This is a genomic window from Methylovorus mays (genome assembly GCF_020531915.1).
Taxonomy (GTDB): domain Bacteria; phylum Pseudomonadota; class Gammaproteobacteria; order Burkholderiales; family Methylophilaceae; genus Methylovorus; species Methylovorus mays.
Window position 1 is genome coordinate 346,328 of the sequence record NZ_JAJAVG010000007.1, and the last position, 19,924, is coordinate 366,251.

The window sequence follows — 19,924 nt, forward strand, 5'->3', positions numbered from 1 at the left end:
TCTACTGACAAGCAGCGCGACAAATTTCCTCAAAATCGTTGGCATTCAATGAACATCTGCCAATCAAACCGCCGTCTATATCCGGCATAACGAATAATTGTGACGCATTTAGGGGATTTACGCTACCCCCATACAGAATTCTTACGGTTTCTGCCGCATGCACATCCAGCGCGGCGATTCTATCACGGATAAACGCATGTACCTGCTGCGCTTGTTCCGGTGTTGCAGATAAACCTGTGCCGATGGCCCATACTGGCTCATATGAAACAACCGCATGCGCAAACACGCCAGCCCCCACCGTCTTCAGCACGGCATCGATCTGGCTGGCAATCACTTGATGGCACAGGCCGGACTCGCGCTCGGCCAGGGTCTCGCCCAGGCAAAGCACAGGCGTGATGCCCGATTTGCGTGCCACCACAAACTTGGCGGCAATATTTTCGTCACTTTCGCAATAGGCGGTACTGCGCTCGGAATGCCCCACAATCACATAGCTGGCACCAAAGTCCTTGAGCATGCGGGCACTGACTTCCCCGGTATACGCACCAACTTCATGTTTGGCGACATTCTGCGCGCCCCAGGCAATATGGCTGCCCTGCAACTCCTGCTGCGCCTGGAATAGATAAGGGTATGGCACACAGACCGCAAAATCGGCCGAGGTCAAATGATCAAGCCGCTGCCTGAACGCATCAAACAGCACCTTGTTTTGCGCAAGGTCGCCATGCATTTTCCAATTAGCGACCACCAGCTTACGACGCATATGAATACCTAAAAATTTTCAGAATGGTACCGTGCAGCCCGCTTGGCAGTCAATTTGACTGCGCCGGCACAGGCTGCCAGTGCTTGATCAGCAACTGTACGTTGCGGGCGCCATTAAAGGCGTTGGTCTGCAATTCGTACACGGCCGTGACATACTGCGGCAAAAACTCCTCCTGCCGGAAAAATATCGCATCCACGGCGCGTCCTCGGGTCGATAACGTGAGCTTGAGATGCTTGCCGCCGACGATACGTTGTGCCACCACCTCGAACTCGTCGCAAAACATTGGCGGAGGAAATCCCTGCCCCCATACCTGGCGTTGCAGGGCCACCGCCACATCCCAGTGCATGTCATCCAGCGCCAGCGCACCATCGACTTCAATAATGGACTCCAGATCCGCTGGAGTCAGCAAGCCTGCCACCACAGACTCGAAGCCCAGCCGGAAACGCTCCATATCATTTTCGCGAATACTGAGCCCAGCTGCCATGGCATGCCCGCCAAACTTGAGTATCAGATCAGGCTCACGCTTGGACAGCAGATCTAGCGCATCCCGCAGATGCAGCCCGAGTATCGAACGCCCCGAGCCTTTGAGTACCCCATCGCCCGCCTGGGCAAAGGCAATCACGGGGCGATGGTAACGCTCCTTGATCCGCGACGCCAGAATGCCAATGACGCCCTGGTGCCACTCTGGCTGATACAAACTCAGGCTATAGCGGCCTTCTGCATCCAGCCCATCCAGCTCTGCCAGTGCACTTTCCTGCATATCGGCTTCTATACTGCGGCGCTCATGGTTCAGGGCATGCAGTTGCTGGGCCATGGCATGGGCTGACTGATCATCCTCAGCCAAGAGGCAGCTGATACCCAGCGTCATGTCATCCAGGCGACCTGCCGCATTAAGCCGCGGGCCCACGCTGAAGCCAAGATCCTGCGCACAACTTGAGGCAGGCTCGCGACCTGCCAGACGCATCAGCCACAAAATACCCGGGCTGCACTGGCCAGCACGAATGCGGCGCAGCCCCTGCTCGACCAGAATGCGATTGTTCTCATCCAGCTTGACCAGGTCAGCCACCGTACCCAAGGCTACCAAGTCCAGCAGACTGGTCAAATTCGGCTCAGCCCTACCCTCAAACAACCCTCTTGCCCGCATCTCGGCACGCAAACCCAGCATCACATAAAACGCCACACCGACTCCAGCGAGATGCTTGCTGGGGAAGTCACAGCCATGCTGATTGGGATTCACAATGCATGCGGCTGCCGGCACTTGGTCGCCGGGCAAATGGTGATCCGTGACCAGCACGGATATGCCCAGCGCATTGGCACGCGCCACCCCATCGACGCTGGCAATGCCATTATCGACGGTAATGATGAAATCCGGCCTGGACTGAGCAGCAAGCTCCACAATTTCGGGCGTCAGGCCGTAGCCATATTCAAAGCGGTTAGGCACCAGAAAATCCACCACCGCCCCCAGCATGCGCAAGCCGCGCACCATCACGGCGGTGGCGGTGGCCCCGTCCGCATCATAATCGCCCACCACCAGCAGAGAACGCTTTGCGACAATCGCATCTGCCAGCAAAGCCGCCATACGAGGATTATGGGTCAAGCGATCAGGAGGAATCAGCCCGGCGAGGGAGGCTTCAAGCTGCACTGGCGTTTTAACCCCGCGTGCCGCGAGCAGCTGCGCCATCAAAGGCGACAAGCCACTGGCTGCCAGTGCGGCAACCGCAATCTCATCAGGCTCGCGTCTCACAATATTAACCACCAAGCACCTCCGTCCACGGTCTGGATTTGCGCCAGAATTGATAGGTATCCCATTTCCCCACGCGACACTGCAACACCCTATCTCCCAGGGCGATATTGAGCTCCAGCTGACTTAGCCCGCCGCGACGCAGCGCCTGCCATAGCATGGGCAATCCATTCACCACCGCGGCTGCCGACTCAACCGGAACCAGCCAGGCATGCGTCGCTTCATGTCGCAGCACCTCGCGCATATCTTGCGGCACCCCATGGCATTCGCCCGCCTGCAGTGTAGCCAGACCACGCGCCACGGCATCCTCCGCAAAGAGTAGCGGCAATACGCGGGGGGATTTAGCTGGCGATTCACCGCCGCCATACACCCATACGCCGCTTACCGGCAAGGCACCCCGCGCCTCGCGCGCCTGATTAAGCGGATGCTCAAACAGCAACATCTGCACTTCATTCAAAAAAGCATTCCAGAAAGCCGCATCCTGTCCATGCGGTAACAGGCTGCGAATATCGCGCCCCAAGGCCACATCCACCGGGGTAGTTTGAATATGCGGTGGTGTTTCCACCTGCAAATACCAGCGATCAGCACAATGCGGGCTCTGTACAAACTTAAGCCCCTGCTCCGCAAAATGCTGGTTCAATAAAGCAAGCAAGGCATCTGCCTCCGCTTTTTGCAGTTGCAGAGTCCCGGGCCCGGCAATCGTAAAAGAGTCGCGCTGCAGTTGAAGATGTACGGGCTGAGCAAAAAACACATACTCGGTCGACAGCGAAATACCGTCAGCCGGCGCCGCCAATGCTGCCAGCGGCCAGTCCTGCTGGCTGACCACCCCGGCGCTGCTGCACAGCATTTCGTCAATGGTCGTTGCAAGAAACTCACGTCGACCGACTGCCAGCAGACGCTCAAAGGTCGCCGCCACAGCGGGACTCATGGTCATTAATGTGTGCGGTGTTTTCAGGAAAATCTGGAGATTCACTTCAGGTTCACTTAGATGTCACTTTGTTATACGCCGTGCAGGCGCTAAGATATATTCAACTTAACAGAATGATACGCTATATGGATCTCATTTTATGGCGTCATGCCGAAGCAGACGACACCTCACCTGACATCACGCGCGCCCTCACGGCCAATGGCAAAAAACAGGCTGCGGCCATGGGCGAATGGCTACGCCAGCATATGCCACCGGATACCCGTATTATCGTGAGCCCCGCGACGCGCACCCAGCAAACCGCGCTGGCACTGGGAATGGATTTCACGACAGTAGACGCCCTCGCCCCCGGCGCAGCTCCGCATGATGTATTGCATGCCGCCGGTTGGCCCAAGGCACAGGGCGCAGTGCTGGTCGTCGGGCATCAGCCCTCGCTGGGCATGGCCGCCGCGCTGGCCATGAGCGGAAAGATTCAATACTGGTGCGTCAAGAAAGGCAACATCTGGTGGCTGAGCAATCGCCAGCGTGCCCATGAAGACCAGACCATATTGCGTGCGGTTATTTCGCCGGATCATCTATAAACACGTTAATTTGGGATACATCGCAAGCTATCGGGTGCCTCACATAACCCTGAACACGCAAAATCAAGCGCTCAAACAAATACCGATACAAGAAAAATGCCTCGCAGAGTAATGCTGCCAGCCACTGACTGGCGCACCACCCAGGCAAACAAGGAAAACTGAATTTGAGAACTGTACTGATCGCCAACCCCAAGGGAGGCAGTGGCAAAACCACACTGGCCACCAATCTCGCCGGGTACTTTGCCAGTCGCGGACGTCATGTGGTGCTGTCCGACATGGACAGGCAACAATCCTCCCTGCAATGGCTGGAGCGCAGACCGAGTCAATTGCCCTTGATCCATGGCATGGATGGTCGCGGCAAACATGCAGACAGCCTGAGTGCTGACTGGACCATCATCGACTCCCCCGCCGGACTGCGCGGCGACAAGCTCACCGAAGCCGTGAAAACAGCCGACTGGGTCATTGTGCCCATTCAGCCCTCGGCGTTTGATATTGGCGCCAGCCAGGAATTTTTAGAAACTTTGCGCGAAGAAAAAGCCGTGCGCAAAGAGCGTACCTTTGTGGCCGTCGTCGGCATGCGCATCGATAGCCGTACCCGCTCGGCTGCAAATTTGCAGCGCTATCTGGATAAAAGCGGTTTCCCTGTCATGGGTAACCTGCGGGATGCGCAGATTTATGCCCTGGTCGCCGAACAAGGCGCCAGCCTGTTTGACATTCGCCCATCGCAGGTCACCCGCGATTTACAGCAATGGGCGCCTCTGCTGCACTGGCTGGTAAACGCAGACCGCAATGCCAAATGAAATAGAACTGAAGCTGCGCATAGCCGCGGCTGACACAACACGTCTGTTCAACCAGCCCGCCCTGACACACGGGCTGGAGCATGGCCCGCTCACGCGCCAGCTCATCAGCACCTACTTCGATACGCCAGACCTGCGTTTGCTGGATGCCGAAATCAGCCTGCGCGTGCGCAGCATGTCCGGGGGCTGGTTTCAGGCGGTGAAAGCCGCAGGCTCATCTGTGGCAGGCCTGCACCAGCGCATGGAGTGGGAAGACATCGTCAGCGGCAGCGAGCCTGATTTCAGCAAAATTACCGAGCCCGCCCTGGCCGCCATATTTGCCGACAATGCATTGCGCGACGCCTTGCAGCCTATCTTTGTTACCGATGTGGAACGCACCGAATGGCAATTGCGCATGCCGGATGGCACGGCACTGGAAGTAGCGCTTGATCTGGGGGAGTTGCAAGTGGGCAGCCATATCCGCGAAACCATCAGCGAGGTCGAAATCGAACTCAAAAGTGGCAATGCCGCACAGGTGTTTTCGCTGGCGTTGGCCTTGCAGGCAGATATTCCGCTCACCATCGAAAACATCAGCAAGGCACAACGCGGTTATGGACATTACCGCACGCTGCCGCCCGATCTTTCAGCATTGACCACGACCACATTGCCGCACGTGCTGGATAAAGCAGATTTCACCAAACTCGCCTGGGCATATCTGCATCATCTGCAAAGCAAGCAAACCCTGCTCGAAGCCGATACCACGGAGCTCCAGCAGCATGCCATCGCCGAGATCCGCACCACCTTGCATCACATGGTCAGCGCGTTGCAGATATACAAACACGCACCTGCTGCATTGCTGACCGAATACCACTGGCTGCAGGACGCAGTTGATGCCATGAAACCGCATGACCACGCAGTACCGCGCCACATCCACACATTGCTGCAAGGCCAGCGTTGTCAGCGTCTATTGCTGCAAACCGGCGCCTGGTTACTGGCATAGGCAACGCTTGTCCAGCCCTGGCAAGCTCTGCATAATGGGCAACCGCTTTAGCTTCAACAGCTCAAAGGAATAGCATGAATCTCGAGAAAGTTATTTTTGGTTTTTTTATCCTGTTGGCCTTGACGCTGAATTTCGGATTTTTTACGGGCGACATTGATAATCCACACCACCATCATGCGTATGAGCTCTACATCGCGATTGTGGTGAATCTGATTGCCACCGTACTCAAGTTCGGCGACCGCACCCATATTGGCGCCATCCACCTGGCCACCAGCCTGGTAGCGGATCTGCAACTGATTGCCGCGGCCATCCTCTGGGCAGCAGCAGGCACGCAGGGCGATGACCCCAGCGTTATCGTCAGTGTCGTATCGCTCTCGGGCGGCGCACTGCTTGCCAACATCACCTCCGTGGTTCTGCTGATTGCAGAAACCATCCAGATCAAGCGCTAGGCCAAGGCAAGCGAAGCGCAAAGCCGCCACGTCGTGAACAACATCCTGTTTCTGATTCTCAGGCGCATGCGCCTGCCTATCATCGCGGTCATTGTCAGCTACACCATCGCGGTCGCCGGCATGTCGCTCATGCCGGGGGTAGATCCGGAGGGCCACCCATGGCGGCTCAGCATTTTTGAAGCGTTTTACGTCATCAGTTATACCGCCACCACCATTGGCTTTGGTGAAGTCCCCTTCCCTTACTCCACCGCGCAGCGCATGTGGATGGCGTTTTCCATCTACCTCACAGTGATCCCCTGGTTTTACGCCATAGGTAAGATCATTACCCTGTTTCAGGATCCGGGCCTGCGCCAGGCCTTTACCACCTCCCGCTTTGCGCGCGAGGTCAGCCATCTGATGGAACCGTTTTATATCGTCTGTGGCTATGGCGAAACCGGCAGCCTGCTGGTGCGCGCGCTGGACAAGAACGAAGTTCGCGTGGTGGTGATCGAGCTGGAGCAGGAGCGCATCAATGAACTTGAGCTGGAAGATTATCAGTTTGATATTCCCAACCTGTGCGCAGATGCCAAGCTGCCCGAAACCCTGCTGCGTGCCGGGCTGAAAAACCCGATGTGTCAGGGTGTAGCCGCCCTCACCAATGACGATCATGCCAATCTCGCCATTGCCGTGGCAGTGAAGCTGATCAGCCCGGAGCTGCGCGTGCTAGGGCGCGCTGAAACCGAGCAGACAGCTTCCAACATGGCCTCGTTTGGTACCGACCACATCATCAATCCTTATACGATATTCGGCGACCACCTGGCGATGGAAGTGCACGCCATCGGCACTTACCTGCTACATGAATGGTTGACCGGTGTGCCTGGGGAAAGCCTGAAATCGCCGATCTGCCCACCCATCGGCAAATGGATTGTTTGCGGTTATGGTCGATTTGGCCGTTCGGTTGTGCAGAATCTGGAGCTCGAACACATCGTTACCACCATCATTGAGGCTGACCCGGAGCGCACCGGATGCAAGGAATGCATCGTAGGCAATGGCACCGAGAAAGAGACGCTACAACAGGCAGGCGTGCATGAAGCGGTCGGTATCGTGGCAGGCACCAATGACGATATCAACAACCTGTCCATCGTCATGACGGCGCGCGAGATGAATCCCGATCTGTTTGTGGTATTGCGCAAGAACAAACGTTTCAACGCCGCCCTGTTTGAGCATTTCAAGGCCGACATCACCATGGAGCCCAGCGACATCATTGCGCATGAATGTCTGGCCAACATGATTTCACCACTGCTGGCGCAATTCCTGAGTCTGGTCCGGCTGCAAAGTAATGTCTGGGCCAATAACCTGATCCAGCGTCTGGTGGAAACCGTGGGTGAAAATGTGCCGGAAACCTGGGCCATCAGCATTACCCAGGAAAATACGCCCGCCCTGTTTCATATGCTAGCGCATGAACCCATTACGCTGGCGGACATCCTGCGCAACCCGCATCATCGCGAAACCAGCCTGCCGATTGTGCCCTTGATGATATTGCGCCACCATCAGCCCCTTCTGCTGCCTGAAGCCAACATCGCGCTTGAACGCGGCGACCGCATCCTGTTTTGCGGCCATGACAACGCCAAGAGCACCACGACGTACGCGCTGGGAGATTTCAAAACCATGCGCTACATGCTGCATGACCAGCAGCTGGCGGATAGCTGGCTGTGGCGGCAGATCAAACGCCGCAAATCCGCACACAACGCTTCCCTATAAGAAGCCTGACTTAATGGATCATGCGCTCCAGCGCGGCCCGATCCAGCAACTCCAGTTTGCCACGCCCTAGCGCCAGCCAGCCTTTTATCTCGAATCGCTTGAGCTGGCGGCTCACCACTTCACGCGCCGTGCCCAGCTCATCCGCGAGTTGTTGATGGGTGCGACGCACCTGATCCCCTGGTTCCTCCAGCAGCAGTTTGGCGAGCCGGGCGTCCAGGCTATGAAAAGCCACTTCGTCCAGCAACACAATCAGATCGCTGATCAGCGCGCCATAATTTTCCATGACAAAGCGGCGGAAGACGCGCGATTCCAGCATCATTTCGTGAAAGGCAGCGGCGGGCACCAGAATGTCGCGTATCGGCTCCTCCACGATGGTCGATGCCGGATAATCACTGGAGCCCAACAGACAGGTGGTCGTCAGCACGCAGGTTTCACCTCCGGTAACGCGGTACAGCAAAATCTCACGGCCGCTACTGGAAAGCTTGAACACGCGCGATTGACCAGCCAATCTCAGCACATAAGCGTGGCAAGGCGTGCCCTCTTCATAGCCTATGGTGCCGACGGGCGCCTCCACCACCCGCGCATGCTTCAGCAGCAAGCTCCGCGCCTCGGGCTCCAGTGCCATCAGCGCTGGGAATTGCACCAGCCAGTCCAGATCGGTAATGGGTTTGATGTGTGCCACGGCTCCCCCGCGTACTGCTTAGTAATACTTGCAACTGGCTCTCATGTCTTGGCCGCCATAAAAGCCGCTATCACATTGAGAGTAAAACCAACCCCGAAACCGGTGGTATCCGTAGCAACCGCCCCCAGCCCGCCTTTGCGGTTCACAGCGGCAAGGTCCACATGCATCCAGGGAATATCGCCTTCGATAAAGCGTGAGAGGAAACGCGCTGCAATAATATGGTCAGCATCCGAGTCCAGCGTGCATTGCTTGATATCGGCAATATCACTATCCAGATCTTCTTCATAATCCTCATCAAATGGAAATGCACAAACCCGCTCGCCCGCCGCATTGCCGGCCGCCACCGCATGGCACAGCATCTCCGGGCGATTGCCCAGCACACCGCTGTAGCGATTGCCCACCGCCGTCACCATGCTGCCAGTCAGCGTGGCGAAGTCGATCATCAGGTCCGGCTTCTGGCGTGAAGCCAGGGTAAGCGTGTCCGCCAGCACCATGCGGCCTTCGGCATCGGTATGCACAATCTCGATGGTGGTACCGTTAAGCGCGGTAATGACGTCATTCTGTTTATAGGCCCGCGGGCCGATGTGGTTCTGCGCAATGGCAAGCCAGGCATCAATTTCCACTGGCAAGCCGGCCTCGGTAGCAGCGAGCAGCGTTCCCAGCACCACGGCGGAGCCGTTCATGTCCTCATGCATGCCATTCATGTAGCGGGCGGGTTTAAGATTGTGACCACCCGTATCAAAACAGATGCCTTTACCCACCAGCGAGATGCGCTTTTTGGCATGCTTGGGTTTATAGCGCAGATGCACAATCGCGGCGTCTTGCGGATCGGAACCCTGGCCCACCGCTACAAATGCCCCGGCGCCCATTTTGCCGAGCTTCTTCATGTCAAAGCTCTCATGGTCCCAGCCATGCTTGTCTGCCAGCTCAGCAATACGGTCGCGGTACAGCGCAGGCGTCAGCTCATTCGGCGGCAACACGGTGAGCTGGCGCACCAGAATATTGCCCTGGGCACGTGCACGCACCGCCGCAAAGCCGTCGGCACGCTTGTGTCCATAGAGATGAATCGTCTTGAGCACATGTTTTTTTGGCTTGGATTTGCGGGTGGGCAACACGCCAGCATTCACCTCGATCACATATAAAGCCTCTGCGGCTGCCTGCGCGGCCTCTTCCGCGTCACCATATACCGCAATCACCAATTGCGCGGGCGACTCATCCAGCAATGGCTTGACGGCTTTGCGCAACAGGGTGTGCCGCTGGAACACAGATTGCTTTTGCTCAAGCACGACCCAGCTTGCCCTGGCGCCTTCAGGCAAATCTGCGGTCAAGGGGGATTTGGCAAGTTCAGCATATAGACTGCGCTGCCGCTTCATTCTGGCATCCAGCACCGATGCATGGGGGAGATCCTGCGGCCGCTTGGCGGGGAGTACAAACAGGATATGCGTCGCGTTGTTAAGCTGGCTGGCATCAGCATATGCTGCATTTTGCTTTAATTGGATGGCCATAAACCCTCTTGGAATGTATACAGTTTGTTACAAATTTTTCAGATTTTGCGGGCACTTAGCAGCAGAAGTTTTAAATCTACTGGAGATGCTTAACTTGACCAAAATAGTCAAAAAAGCCAATATATCGCCTTAAGTCAGTCAGTCAAAAACTGCCTCGGCACTCAAGCTTCAGTTCAAGCACAACAATAAGTCCTTGGCTGATTATACCTACAGCATAGACAAAAGTTTCCCGGAGACTTCTCACATGGCATTAACCCCCGATATTGACCCTCAAGAAACCCACGAGTGGCTGGAAGCCATCGATGCGGTACTTGAGAACGAGGGATCAGAACGCGCGCACTTTTTGCTCGAAACCCTGGTAGACAAGGCAAGACGCTCAGGCGCATACCTTCCGTACAATGCCACCACGGCCTACGTTAACACCATTCCAGCCCACCTGCAGCCCAAGCATCCAGGCGATACCGCCATGGAGCGCAAGATCCGCGCACTGGTACGCTGGAACGCGATCATGACGGTATTGCGCGCCAATGAAAAATCCCCTGGCGTCGGCGGCCACATTGCCAGCTTCCAGTCTGCTGCCACGCTGTATGACACCGGGTTCAACCACTTTTTCCGCGCCGCTTCCGATAACTTCGGCGGCGACCTGGTGCTGTTCCAGGGGCACTCGTCCCCTGGGGTATATGCCCGCGCCTTCCTTGAAGGCCGCATTACTGAAGAACAATTATCCAACTTCCGGATGGAGACTGGCGGCAATGGCCTGTCATCCTACCCACACCCATGGCTGATGCCAGATTTCTGGCAATTCCCTACGGTATCCATGGGCCTGGGCCCATTGCAGGGCATCTACACGGCACGTTTCCTGAAATACCTGCATGACCGCGGCATTGCCGATACCTCCGATCGCAAGGTCTGGGTCTTCTGCGGTGACGGTGAAATGGATGAACCGGAATCGCTGGGTGCGATTTCGCTGGCCGCCCGCGAAAAGCTCGACAACCTGATTTTCGTCATCAACTGTAACCTGCAACGTCTGGACGGTCCGGTACGCGGCAATGGCAAGATCATCCAGGAACTGGAATCCGATTTCCGTGGCTCCGGCTGGAATGTGCTCAAGGTGATCTGGGGTTCCTACTGGGATCCATTGCTGGCCATGGACAAGGATGGCCTGCTCAAGAAGCGCATGGAAGAAGCCGTGGACGGCGAATACCAGAACTTCAAGGCCAAGGGTGGCGCCTATACCCGCGAACATTTCTTCGGCAAGTATCCTGAGCTGAAGGAAATGGTAGCCGCCATGTCCGATGAGGATATCTGGCGCCTCAACCGTGGCGGTCACGATCCACACAAGGTGTACGCGGCCTACCACTCGGCAGTCAACCACAAGGGTCAACCTACCGTGATCCTGGCCAAGACGGTCAAGGGCTACGGCATGGGCGAAGCTGGCGAAGGTCAGAACACGACCCACCAGCAAAAGAGCATGGATATTGCCTCCCTGAAGGCATTCCGTGATCGTTTTGATCTGCCGCTGACCGACGAACAGGTAGAAAACCTGTCCTTCTACAAGCCGGCGGACGACAGCCCCGAAATGCAATACATGAAGCAGCGTCGCGAAGCCATGGGCGGCTTTGTGCCATCACGCCGTCGCAAGGGTAACGAACTGACGGTGCCCGAGCTTTCCGCCTTTGAAAACATGCTGGGGGCCACCGGCGAGCGCGAAATCTCGACCACCATGGCCTTTGTGCGCATTCTCTCCACCCTGGTGCGCGACAAGCAACTGGGCAAATTCGTGGTACCTATCGTGCCGGACGAAGCCCGCACCTTTGGTATGGAAGGCATGTTCCGCCAGCTGGGCATCTATTCGCACCTGGGTCAGCTGTATGAGCCGCAGGATGCTGACCAGGTCATGTTCTACAAGGAATCCAAAGACGGCCAGATCCTGGAAGAAGGCATCAACGAAGCCGGTTCATTCTCGTCCTGGATTGCAGCAGGCACGTCTTATAGCGTGACCGGCGTGCAGATGATCCCGTTCTACATCTTCTATTCCATGTTCGGTTTCCAGCGTATTGGCGACCTGGCGTGGGCCGCTGGCGACAGCCGTACCCGTGGCTTCCTGCTCGGTGCCACTGCCGGCCGCACCACGCTGAATGGCGAAGGTCTGCAGCACGAAGATGGCCATAGCCATCTGATGTCTGCCACCGTGCCGAATTGCATTTCCTATGACCCGACCTTTGCCTACGAGCTGGCCGTGATCATTCAGGAAGGCCTGCGCCGCATGGTGCAGAACCAGGAAGATGTGTACTACTACATCACCCTGATGAACGAAAACTACAGCCATCCGGCCATGCCCAAGGGTTCTGAAGAAGGCATCCTCAAAGGCATCTACAACTTCAGCAAATCCAAAGCCAAGGGCCCCAAGGTACAACTCATGGGCAGCGGCGTGATTCTGCGCGAAGTGATTGCCGCCGGCGAACTGCTGGAAAAAGACTGGGGCGTATCCGCCGATATCTGGAGCGTCACCAGCTTTACCGAGCTGCGTCGTGAAGGTCTGGATGTCGAGCGCTGGAACCTGCTCAATCCGGAAAAGAAACAAAAGCAAAGTTATGTGGCACAGCAACTGTCCAAGGCCGAAGGCCCGGTCATTGCCTCTACTGACTACATGCGCTCGTTTGCTGATCAGATCCGCAACTTCATTCCGCAACGCTATGTGGTGCTGGGCACCGATGGCTTCGGCCGTTCCGATTCGCGCGAAGCCTTGCGCAGCTTCTTCGAAGTGGACCGCTACTATGTCGTGCTGGCCGCCCTCAAGGCGCTGGCTGACGAAGGCAAGCTGCCTGCAGCGAAAGCCGCTGAAGCAATCAAGAAATACAACATCGATATCACCCGTCCAAACCCGGTGACTCTTTAATTCAGGAGACGATTAGAAAATGGCAATCAAGGAAGTACTCGTCCCCGATATCGGCAATTTTGATAGCGTAGATGTCATCGAAGTGCTGGTCAAAGCTGGCGACACCGTCGCCAAGGATGACTCGCTGGTGACCCTGGAATCCGACAAGGCCTCCATGGACATCCCCGCCCCCTTTGGCGGTGTGGTCAAGGAAGTCAGTATCAAGGTAGGTGACAAGGCCGCTCAAGGCACATTGATCCTGACGCTGGATGCCGCAGAAGAACAGGCGACCGCAGCCAAGCCTGCGCCAGCCCCTACTGCTCCGCCAGTGGTGACCTCGGTACAGGAGCAGGCCGTGCCTGCGCCTACCCGTCCCGTGGCTGAGCCACCCAAGGTGATCCAGCCGCAAGCCACGCCTAATCCGGTTGCCGCCAGCACAGCAGCTGCGCCTGGCAAACTGGCCCACGCCAGCCCATCCATCCGCAAGTTTGCGCGCGAGCTCGGCGTCAACCTGTCGCTGGTCAGTGGCAGCGGCCCGAAAAACCGCATCCTGCAAAGCGATGTGCAAGCCTATGTAAAAGCCCAACTGGCCAAGCCGCAAAGCAGTGGCGCCGCCGGTGGCATTGCCGTTTCACAGGCACCGGTCATTGATTTCAGCCAGTTCGGCAGCATTGAGCAAAAGCCGATGTCGCGCATCAAGAAGCTGTCAGGTGCCAACCTGCATCGCAACTGGGTGACTGCACCGCACGTCACGCAATTCGACGAAGCCGATATCACCGATCTGGAAGACTTCCGCAAGTCCATGCAGGACGAGGCTGCCAAGCGCGGTGTGAAACTCACCATGCTGGCCTTCCTGATGAAAGCCGTGGTTAACGCGCTGCGCACTTACCCCAATTTCAATTCCTCGCTCTCCCCTGCTGGCGACGAGCTGATCCTCAAGCAGTATTACCACATCGGGTTTGCCTGCGACACGCCGGATGGCCTGGTCGTACCCGTGATCCGTGATGTGAACCAGAAAGATGTGCTGGATATTGCCCGCGACCTGGCCGACCTGTCTGCCAAGGCACGCGAGCGCAAACTCAAGATCGAGGAAATGCAGGGTGGTTGCTTCACGATTTCCAGTCTGGGTGGTATCGGTGGCACGGCATTCACGCCCATCATCAATTGCCCTGAAGTGGCGATCCTGGGCGTATCACGCTCCAGCTTCCAGCCGGTGTATGACCCCAAGACCAAAGGCTTCGAGCCGCGTCTGATCCTGCCGTTGTCATTGTCTTACGACCACCGCGTGATCGATGGTGCCGATGGTGCGCGCTTTACCAGCCACCTGCGCATGATGCTGTCCGACGTTCGCCGTCTCTTGCTGTAAAGGGTTTTCATGAGTCAGTTAACAGAAGTTTTCGTCCCGGACATCGGCAATTTCGATAGCGTCGATGTCATTGAAGTATTGGTAAAGGTGGGCGATGTTATCGCCAAGGAAGATGCACTGGTGACCCTGGAGTCTGACAAGGCCTCCATGGACATTCCATCCTCCCACGCCGGCACAGTTAAAGAAGTCAAGATCAAGGTCGGTGACAAGGTCGCCAAGGGCTCGCTGATTCTGCTGGTGGAAACATCCGCTGCCGAAGCAGCACCCGCTACCGCCAGCGCCCCGGCTCCTGCCGCACCGGCACCTGCGCCGACCCAAGCGGCCGCACCAGCCGCCCCTGCCCCCGTGGCAGCCGCGCCCAGTGGCAACAATGATATTGATACAGAAGTGGTCGTGCTCGGCTCAGGCCCTGGTGGCTACACCGCGGCATTCCGTGCCGCTGACCTGGGCAAGAAGGTGGTGCTGATCGAGCGCTACTCCACCTTGGGCGGTGTTTGCCTCAATGTGGGCTGCATCCCGTCCAAGGCTTTGCTGCATACGGCAAAAGTCATTACCGAAGCCGAAGAAACCAGCCATCACGGCGTGAGCTTCAGCGCACCTAAAGTCGATCTGGATACGCTGCGCAACTGGAAAGCCAACGATGTCGTTGGCAAGCTGACCGGTGGCCTGGCCGCAATGGCCAAACAACGTGGCGTAACGGTGGTGCAAGGTGTAGGCAAATTCACCAGCTCGCATCAGATCGCCGTCACGGCAGCCGATGGCAAGGTCACGACGGTCGGCTTCCAGAACGCGATTATCGCGGCGGGCTCGCAAGCCACCAAATTCCCCGGTGCGCCGGATGACGAGCGCATCATGGACTCCACTGGCGCGCTCGCGCTGGCGGATATCCCCAAGCGCCTGCTGGTCATTGGCGGCGGGATTATCGGCCTTGAAATGGGCACGGTTTACGACGCCTTGGGCAGCAAGGTCAGCGTGGTCGAGTTCATGGATGGCCTGATCCCCGGTTGCGACCGCGACCTGATCCGCCCATTGCAGAAGCGCATGGAAAAACGCTTCGAAAGCATCATGCTGTCAACCAAGGTTGCCAAGATCGATGCCAAAAAAGACGGCATTCATGTCAGCTTTGAAGGCGAGAATGCGCCGAAAGAAGCCCAGGTCTATGACCGCGTACTGGTTTCGATTGGCCGCCGCCCCAATGGCAAGAACATTGGTGCCGAGAATGCCGGTGTTGCGGTAGATGATCGCGGCTTTATTGCGGTCGACAAGCAGATGCGCACCAATGTGCCACACATCTTCGCCATCGGCGATATCGTCGGACAGCCCATGCTGGCGCACAAAGCCTCGCACGAAGCCAAAGTCGCCGCCGAAGTCATTGCCGGTCACAAGGTCGAGTTTCAGGCACTGGTCATTCCATCCGTTGCCTACACCGACCCTGAAGTCGCATGGGCAGGCATGACCGAAACCGAAGCCAAGGCCAAAGGCATCGAAATCGAAAAGGCCTCCTTCCCCTGGGCTGCCAGCGGCCGTGCATTGTCCATCGCACGTACCGAAGGTGCCACCAAACTGATTTTCGACAAGGAAACCCATCGCGTCATTGGTGCCGGTATCGTCGGTGTGAATGCCGGTGAATTGCTGGCAGAGGCCGTGCTGGCTATCGAAATGGGTGCCGATGCGCATGATCTGGGTCTCACCATCCATGCGCATCCGACATTGTCTGAAACCATCTGCTTTGCCGCAGAACTGAAGGAAGGCACGATCACGGATATGCTGCCGCCGAAAAAACGTTAATCAAGTTTTTGCGATTTGTGCCGTAAAAATAGCTGGGGCTTGCTCCAGCTATTTTTTTGTCCGGCCTTTCCACTTGGCAGAAGGAATCCGCTATGCGTCATGCAGTCACATGCTTGCTTATCCCCCTCTTCGCCAGCCTCACTGGCTGTGCGACGCTGACGCAGGACGGGATGCAGACCGTGATGCTGGAAGCCTATACCAAGGACAACCAGCCGGTGCAGGCACGTTGCATGGCCAGCAATGATGTGGGAACCTGGGTCGGCTATGCACCCGGGAAACTGCAAATTCATCGCTCCAGTGGCGACCTCAAGATTATTTGTGAGCGTGAACGTGGTGACAATGAGGCCGGGCGCTTCACCTCAACATCACGTGCCAATGATGCCGCGCGCGGCAATCTGGTGATGCCAGGAGGGGCCATTGGGGCGCTTATCGATCACGCCACTGGCTACGGTTACAACTACCCCATTACCATGCGAATTGTCATGGGTAATGAGGCATCGCAAACGTTCGACACACCACAAACAAGGGAGCCACTTCCCGCAACCACCGCTTTCGTTACCACGCCAGGATCTGCGTCTCTTCGTCCCTAATCCGACTGGCTTCACCGTGTTGCTGATGCTTGCCGACCACATATCGAGATTGTCCAAAAAATGAGAGCCGCGATCGCGGCTCTTCTATTTTGGGACGTGGTAATAATGGGACCCCACCTAGCAGACAAGCACAGGCAATGTAACCACCCAGGTAGTTGTGCTATCCCGAAAGCAAATGCACAAGTGAAGCAATCAGAAGTCATCCCCTCGCCTGTTCTGGGCGCGGGGTAAATTCTCTATTCGCTGGCCGACCCTGCCGTCGGTACACTTGGAGAGTCTGCCGCTTCCGCTTGGCTTTCCACAACCTTCGGTTTTCTCGGAGCCCTTGGCTTACGGGCCGTTGCCGTGGCTGCGCTGGCATCTTTGGGCTTGCTGCGGCTGGCGGCTGGTTTTTTGACGGTTTTTTCATCAGTCACCGCAGCAGGTTTGGGCTTGGCGCGTGATTTGCGCACAGGTTTGGCTTTTACCGCTGTGTCCGGTGTCGCTGGCGTGGTACTTGTTGCTGGCGCCTGCACCTCCTCGTGAGCGCCGCCATCGTCCGCCTTGCGTTTCTCAATGGCGCTTCCAATCGCCTTGGTGAGAACCTGCTTGCCGACCACCACCAGTGTTGCCAGAGCGACTTTCTTTGCGACGGACTTCAGTACTGTGTTGAATAACCCCATACTACCTCCTATTGGCAATTAACCTGCTTGAATTCAGTACCGGCAAATTCCGGCTTCAGCTGTTCGACTTCCGTCACGACCTCGGGCGATAATGGCCCAAGCACCAGGGTAGTCAGTCCTTTTTCAGCGCGTCGCATCCCCTTGATTGCAGAACGTATGCCGCGACTCCGCAAGTCGGCAAGAAGGCGATTGGCCAGTTGCTCATCCGTGAATACCCCAAGTGAAATTGCGTTTCTCCACAAGGGGTCCTGCATCACCGCACTTTCGGAAACACCTAAAGCCTGTAACTCCACTATCTTCGCCTGAGCGGCCTGCAATGATTTTAATGGTGGAATATAAACCCAGTAACGGATGACCCCGCTGACCACATCTTCACGCTCCTGCGGCGAAATCGATAATTTCAGCAATGCAGCCCGGGCAGTCGCAACCGTATTAGCAGTAAAACCCGCCCATTCGTAGCATGCGTTGGTAACGGACTCGGCAGCCGCGATCTCTTTCCTGGGAAGTCTGGCCGCCTCTTCTGCCGTGTAAATCTTGATGCGCTCTGGAGAAATTGACTGTTCGGCAGTGGCGGAGGATCCATTCCCCGAGGGTTGCGTCTCGAAATATGCCCAGACCAATATATTGGTTAACACCAGCGCGGAAACCAGCCACTTCATAAACATTCTCTTTCAAGATAGAACAAGCCACGCAATACCAGCGAGGGATCTATTGTGACAGGCAAATCAGGTTGCGCTTGCACCAATGCCTGTCTTAACAACTCCACATCGCCACCGGTCAGCACGCATGGAATAATCGCGTCCGTATCATTCCCTGGCATGGCCTTCATCTGCTGCCATTGCAACAACACGCTACCTGCCATCGCATGCGATATACCAGTATACAAGGCATCCCCTGTGTTCGTCGGCGCTGTACGCCACATCCCCGGCAAAGTGCGAATACCTTCGGTATTTTGCAAAAGGGACTGATGCATCAATCGAAAGCCCGGACTGATGGTGCCACCTTTAAATTCGCCACCTGACGGTTGCTCATGACGACTCAACATGTCCACCGTCAGCGCCGTACCTGCACTCACTACCAGGCAAGGGGCCTGATAGTGCTGCCAGGCTGCGATCAATGCTGCCCAGCGATCACTGCCTAATGCCTCAGGCGGCTGATAGCCATTGATCACCCCTGCAGCCCCATGTGAAGCGTGCACCCAGTGTACCGGAGCATGCAAGTGCTGAAACATGCCCAGCAACGGGCGGCTTGCTGCCATTCCGGCCACATTTGAGACGACGATGCGCTTTGCCTCGTGCCAGCATGCGGGCAAGGCTTGCTCGGCCAGTTCGTCGTTTACCCAACAGCCCTCTGCCACCATGCTTGCCTTGGCGTCAAACAGGGCCCATTTGCAACGGGTGTTGCCAGCATCAATCGCCAATATCATGCCACGGCCTTTCGCAAACTGATTTCTCCCGAGGTAAAGCGCTGTTCACCGGCCTCGGTCGTCACCAGCAAACTGCCATCCTCCGCCACGCCAGCAACCACACCATGGCGCTCGGTCGCATCGGGCATCAGCAGGCGCACGGGCTGCTGATGGTAGACATGCATGGCTTGCCAGTCCGGGACCAATGCTGCAAACCCCTCTCGCTCAAATCGACCAATTACCTGCAGCATATGCTTCAGCACAATGCCCAGCACCATACTGGCCTCCACCGGTGCGGCTTTCAGGCTTTGCAGGTCTATCGCCGCCTGGTCAATCTGCGCCAGCATACGCTCCGGCAAGCGCAAATTGATCCCGACACCGATCACAGCAGCGCTCGGCCCCTCCATGTCGCCCTGCAATTCAATGAGGATACCGGCAAGTTTGCGATACTCCACCAGCACATCATTCGGCCACTTGAGGCCCACAACGACCCCCATCTCGGCAAATGCCTGTCCGAGCGCCAAGCCAACTGCCAGGCTCAGCCCGGATAATGCGGCAGCGCCCGATTCAAACCGCCATAGCAGAGAAAATGTGAGACTGTTGCCCAGGGCAGATTGCCAGACCCGGCCGCGGCGGCCGCGGCCCTGCGTCTGATGACTGGTAACCGCACAGCTGAGATGAACAGCACCGTTCGCTGCCTGCTGCATCAACCAGCGGTTAGTGGAATCAAGTTGATCGTGCACAAACAACTGCACGGCGTTAGAGGCAGGCCCCAGCGCCGCCAAAATCCTATCCGCCCGCAATAAATCAAGCGGCTGGGACAGACGATAGCCTTTGCCACGCACCGAAAAAATTTCAACGCCTAGTGTTTCTGCATGTTTGACGGCATTCCATACCGTGGATCGGCTGACCTTGAAATGGGCAGCAAGTGCCTCGCCAGAATGGAAGCTCCCATCCGCCAGGCGGTGCAGAATGGGGAATGTAAGCGGGTTTGTCATGTCAGAGTTATATTAGCATAGGCACGAGTGTCCACTCAGCAGGCGGCTGGGTGTAAAATATCGGCAATCCCATTTTAGTCA

Annotated in this window: 18 protein-coding genes; 9 read left to right on the forward strand and 9 right to left on the reverse strand. The window is 56.8% G+C overall.

From position 1 onward, the window contains the following. Position 1: 1 nt before the first annotated feature. The 3 genes from tpiA to LG203_RS10285 are packed head-to-tail and all read right to left on the reverse strand — an operon-like array spanning position 2 to position 3,471. Complete coding sequence (gene tpiA / locus LG203_RS10275; protein ID WP_013441501.1) at positions 2 to 757, reverse strand: triose-phosphate isomerase; 756 nt, start codon at positions 755 to 757, stop codon at positions 2 to 4. Positions 758 to 806: 49 nt separating this feature from the next. Further along, complete coding sequence (recJ, locus tag LG203_RS10280) at positions 807 to 2,513, reverse strand: single-stranded-DNA-specific exonuclease RecJ (RefSeq protein ID WP_230345670.1); 1,707 nt, start codon at positions 2,511 to 2,513, stop codon at positions 807 to 809. Then, complete coding sequence (locus tag LG203_RS10285; protein WP_230345671.1) at positions 2,506 to 3,471, reverse strand: hypothetical protein; 966 nt, start codon at positions 3,469 to 3,471, stop codon at positions 2,506 to 2,508. The genes recJ and LG203_RS10285 overlap by 8 nt, the downstream gene beginning before the upstream one ends. Positions 3,472 to 3,551: 80 nt before the next feature. Here LG203_RS10285 and LG203_RS10290 point away from each other — a divergent pair, with 80 nt between their 5' ends. From LG203_RS10290 to LG203_RS10310, 5 genes are all read left to right on the forward strand, one after another. Continuing rightward, entirely contained in the window at positions 3,552 to 4,004 is a 453-nt protein-coding gene (locus LG203_RS10290) for a SixA phosphatase family protein (RefSeq protein ID WP_230345672.1), read from the forward strand. A 164-nt stretch (positions 4,005 to 4,168) separates the two neighbouring features. Continuing rightward, entirely contained in the window at positions 4,169 to 4,804 is a 636-nt protein-coding gene (locus tag LG203_RS10295; RefSeq protein WP_230345673.1) for a ParA family protein, read from the forward strand. After that, positions 4,794 to 5,780, forward strand: a complete 987-nt coding sequence (locus LG203_RS10300; RefSeq protein WP_230345674.1) for a CYTH domain-containing protein — start codon at positions 4,794 to 4,796, stop codon at positions 5,778 to 5,780. The genes LG203_RS10295 and LG203_RS10300 overlap by 11 nt, the downstream gene beginning before the upstream one ends. 74 nt (positions 5,781 to 5,854) lie before the next feature. After that, the gene (locus LG203_RS10305) at positions 5,855 to 6,229 is read left to right on the forward strand and encodes a DUF6394 family protein (protein ID WP_230345675.1); all 375 of its coding nucleotides are present in this window, start codon (positions 5,855 to 5,857) and stop codon (positions 6,227 to 6,229) included. Positions 6,230 to 6,262: 33 nt separating this feature from the next. Next, positions 6,263 to 7,969 (forward strand): potassium channel family protein, encoded by a 1,707-nt coding sequence (locus tag LG203_RS10310; RefSeq protein WP_230345676.1) that lies wholly within the window; start codon positions 6,263 to 6,265, stop codon positions 7,967 to 7,969. 10 nt (positions 7,970 to 7,979) lie between these two features. On the opposite strand, the gene LG203_RS10315 is transcribed toward LG203_RS10310, so the two are convergent. Further along, positions 7,980 to 8,651: a Crp/Fnr family transcriptional regulator gene (locus tag LG203_RS10315; protein ID WP_230345677.1), complete on the reverse strand. Its 672-nt coding sequence runs from the start codon at positions 8,649 to 8,651 to the stop codon at positions 7,980 to 7,982. A 41-nt stretch (positions 8,652 to 8,692) separates the two neighbouring features. Beyond that, the gene (locus LG203_RS10320; RefSeq protein ID WP_230345678.1) at positions 8,693 to 10,156 is read right to left on the reverse strand and encodes a M17 family metallopeptidase; all 1,464 of its coding nucleotides are present in this window, start codon (positions 10,154 to 10,156) and stop codon (positions 8,693 to 8,695) included. Between the two features lie 244 nt (positions 10,157 to 10,400). Between LG203_RS10320 and aceE the strand changes: the two genes are divergently transcribed. The 4 genes from aceE to LG203_RS10340 all read left to right on the forward strand — a co-directional run bounded on the left by aceE (position 10,401) and on the right by LG203_RS10340 (position 16,778). Further along, entirely contained in the window at positions 10,401 to 13,055 is a 2,655-nt protein-coding gene (gene aceE, locus LG203_RS10325) for a pyruvate dehydrogenase (acetyl-transferring), homodimeric type (RefSeq protein ID WP_230345679.1), read from the forward strand. A 19-nt stretch (positions 13,056 to 13,074) separates the two neighbouring features. Next, positions 13,075 to 14,400 carry a dihydrolipoyllysine-residue acetyltransferase gene (gene aceF / locus LG203_RS10330; RefSeq protein ID WP_230345680.1) on the forward strand — a complete coding sequence of 442 codons (1,326 nt, stop codon included), beginning with the start codon at positions 13,075 to 13,077 and terminating at the stop codon, positions 14,398 to 14,400. Between the two features lie 9 nt (positions 14,401 to 14,409). Next, on the forward strand, positions 14,410 to 16,188 hold the full coding sequence (gene lpdA, locus LG203_RS10335) for a dihydrolipoyl dehydrogenase (RefSeq protein WP_230345681.1): 1,779 nt from the start codon (positions 14,410 to 14,412) through the stop codon (positions 16,186 to 16,188). Between the two features lie 92 nt (positions 16,189 to 16,280). After that, on the forward strand, positions 16,281 to 16,778 hold the full coding sequence (locus LG203_RS10340) for a hypothetical protein (protein WP_230345682.1): 498 nt from the start codon (positions 16,281 to 16,283) through the stop codon (positions 16,776 to 16,778). Between the two features lie 236 nt (positions 16,779 to 17,014). On the opposite strand, the gene LG203_RS10345 is transcribed toward LG203_RS10340, so the two are convergent. The 4 genes from LG203_RS10345 to LG203_RS10360 are packed head-to-tail and all read right to left on the reverse strand — an operon-like array spanning position 17,015 to position 19,843. After that, the gene (locus LG203_RS10345) at positions 17,015 to 17,440 is read right to left on the reverse strand and encodes a molecular chaperone DnaK (RefSeq protein WP_230345683.1); all 426 of its coding nucleotides are present in this window, start codon (positions 17,438 to 17,440) and stop codon (positions 17,015 to 17,017) included. A gap of 8 nt (positions 17,441 to 17,448) precedes the next feature. Next, positions 17,449 to 18,099, reverse strand: a complete 651-nt coding sequence (locus LG203_RS10350) for an SPOR domain-containing protein (RefSeq protein WP_230345684.1) — start codon at positions 18,097 to 18,099, stop codon at positions 17,449 to 17,451. Next, entirely contained in the window at positions 18,096 to 18,866 is a 771-nt protein-coding gene (locus LG203_RS10355; RefSeq protein WP_230345685.1) for a type III pantothenate kinase, read from the reverse strand. Before LG203_RS10355 ends, LG203_RS10350 begins: the two co-directional genes overlap by 4 nt. After that, positions 18,863 to 19,843, reverse strand: coding sequence for a biotin--[acetyl-CoA-carboxylase] ligase (locus LG203_RS10360; protein WP_230345686.1), 981 nt, complete (start codon positions 19,841 to 19,843; stop codon positions 18,863 to 18,865). Before LG203_RS10360 ends, LG203_RS10355 begins: the two co-directional genes overlap by 4 nt. Positions 19,844 to 19,924: the final 81 nt, after the last annotated feature.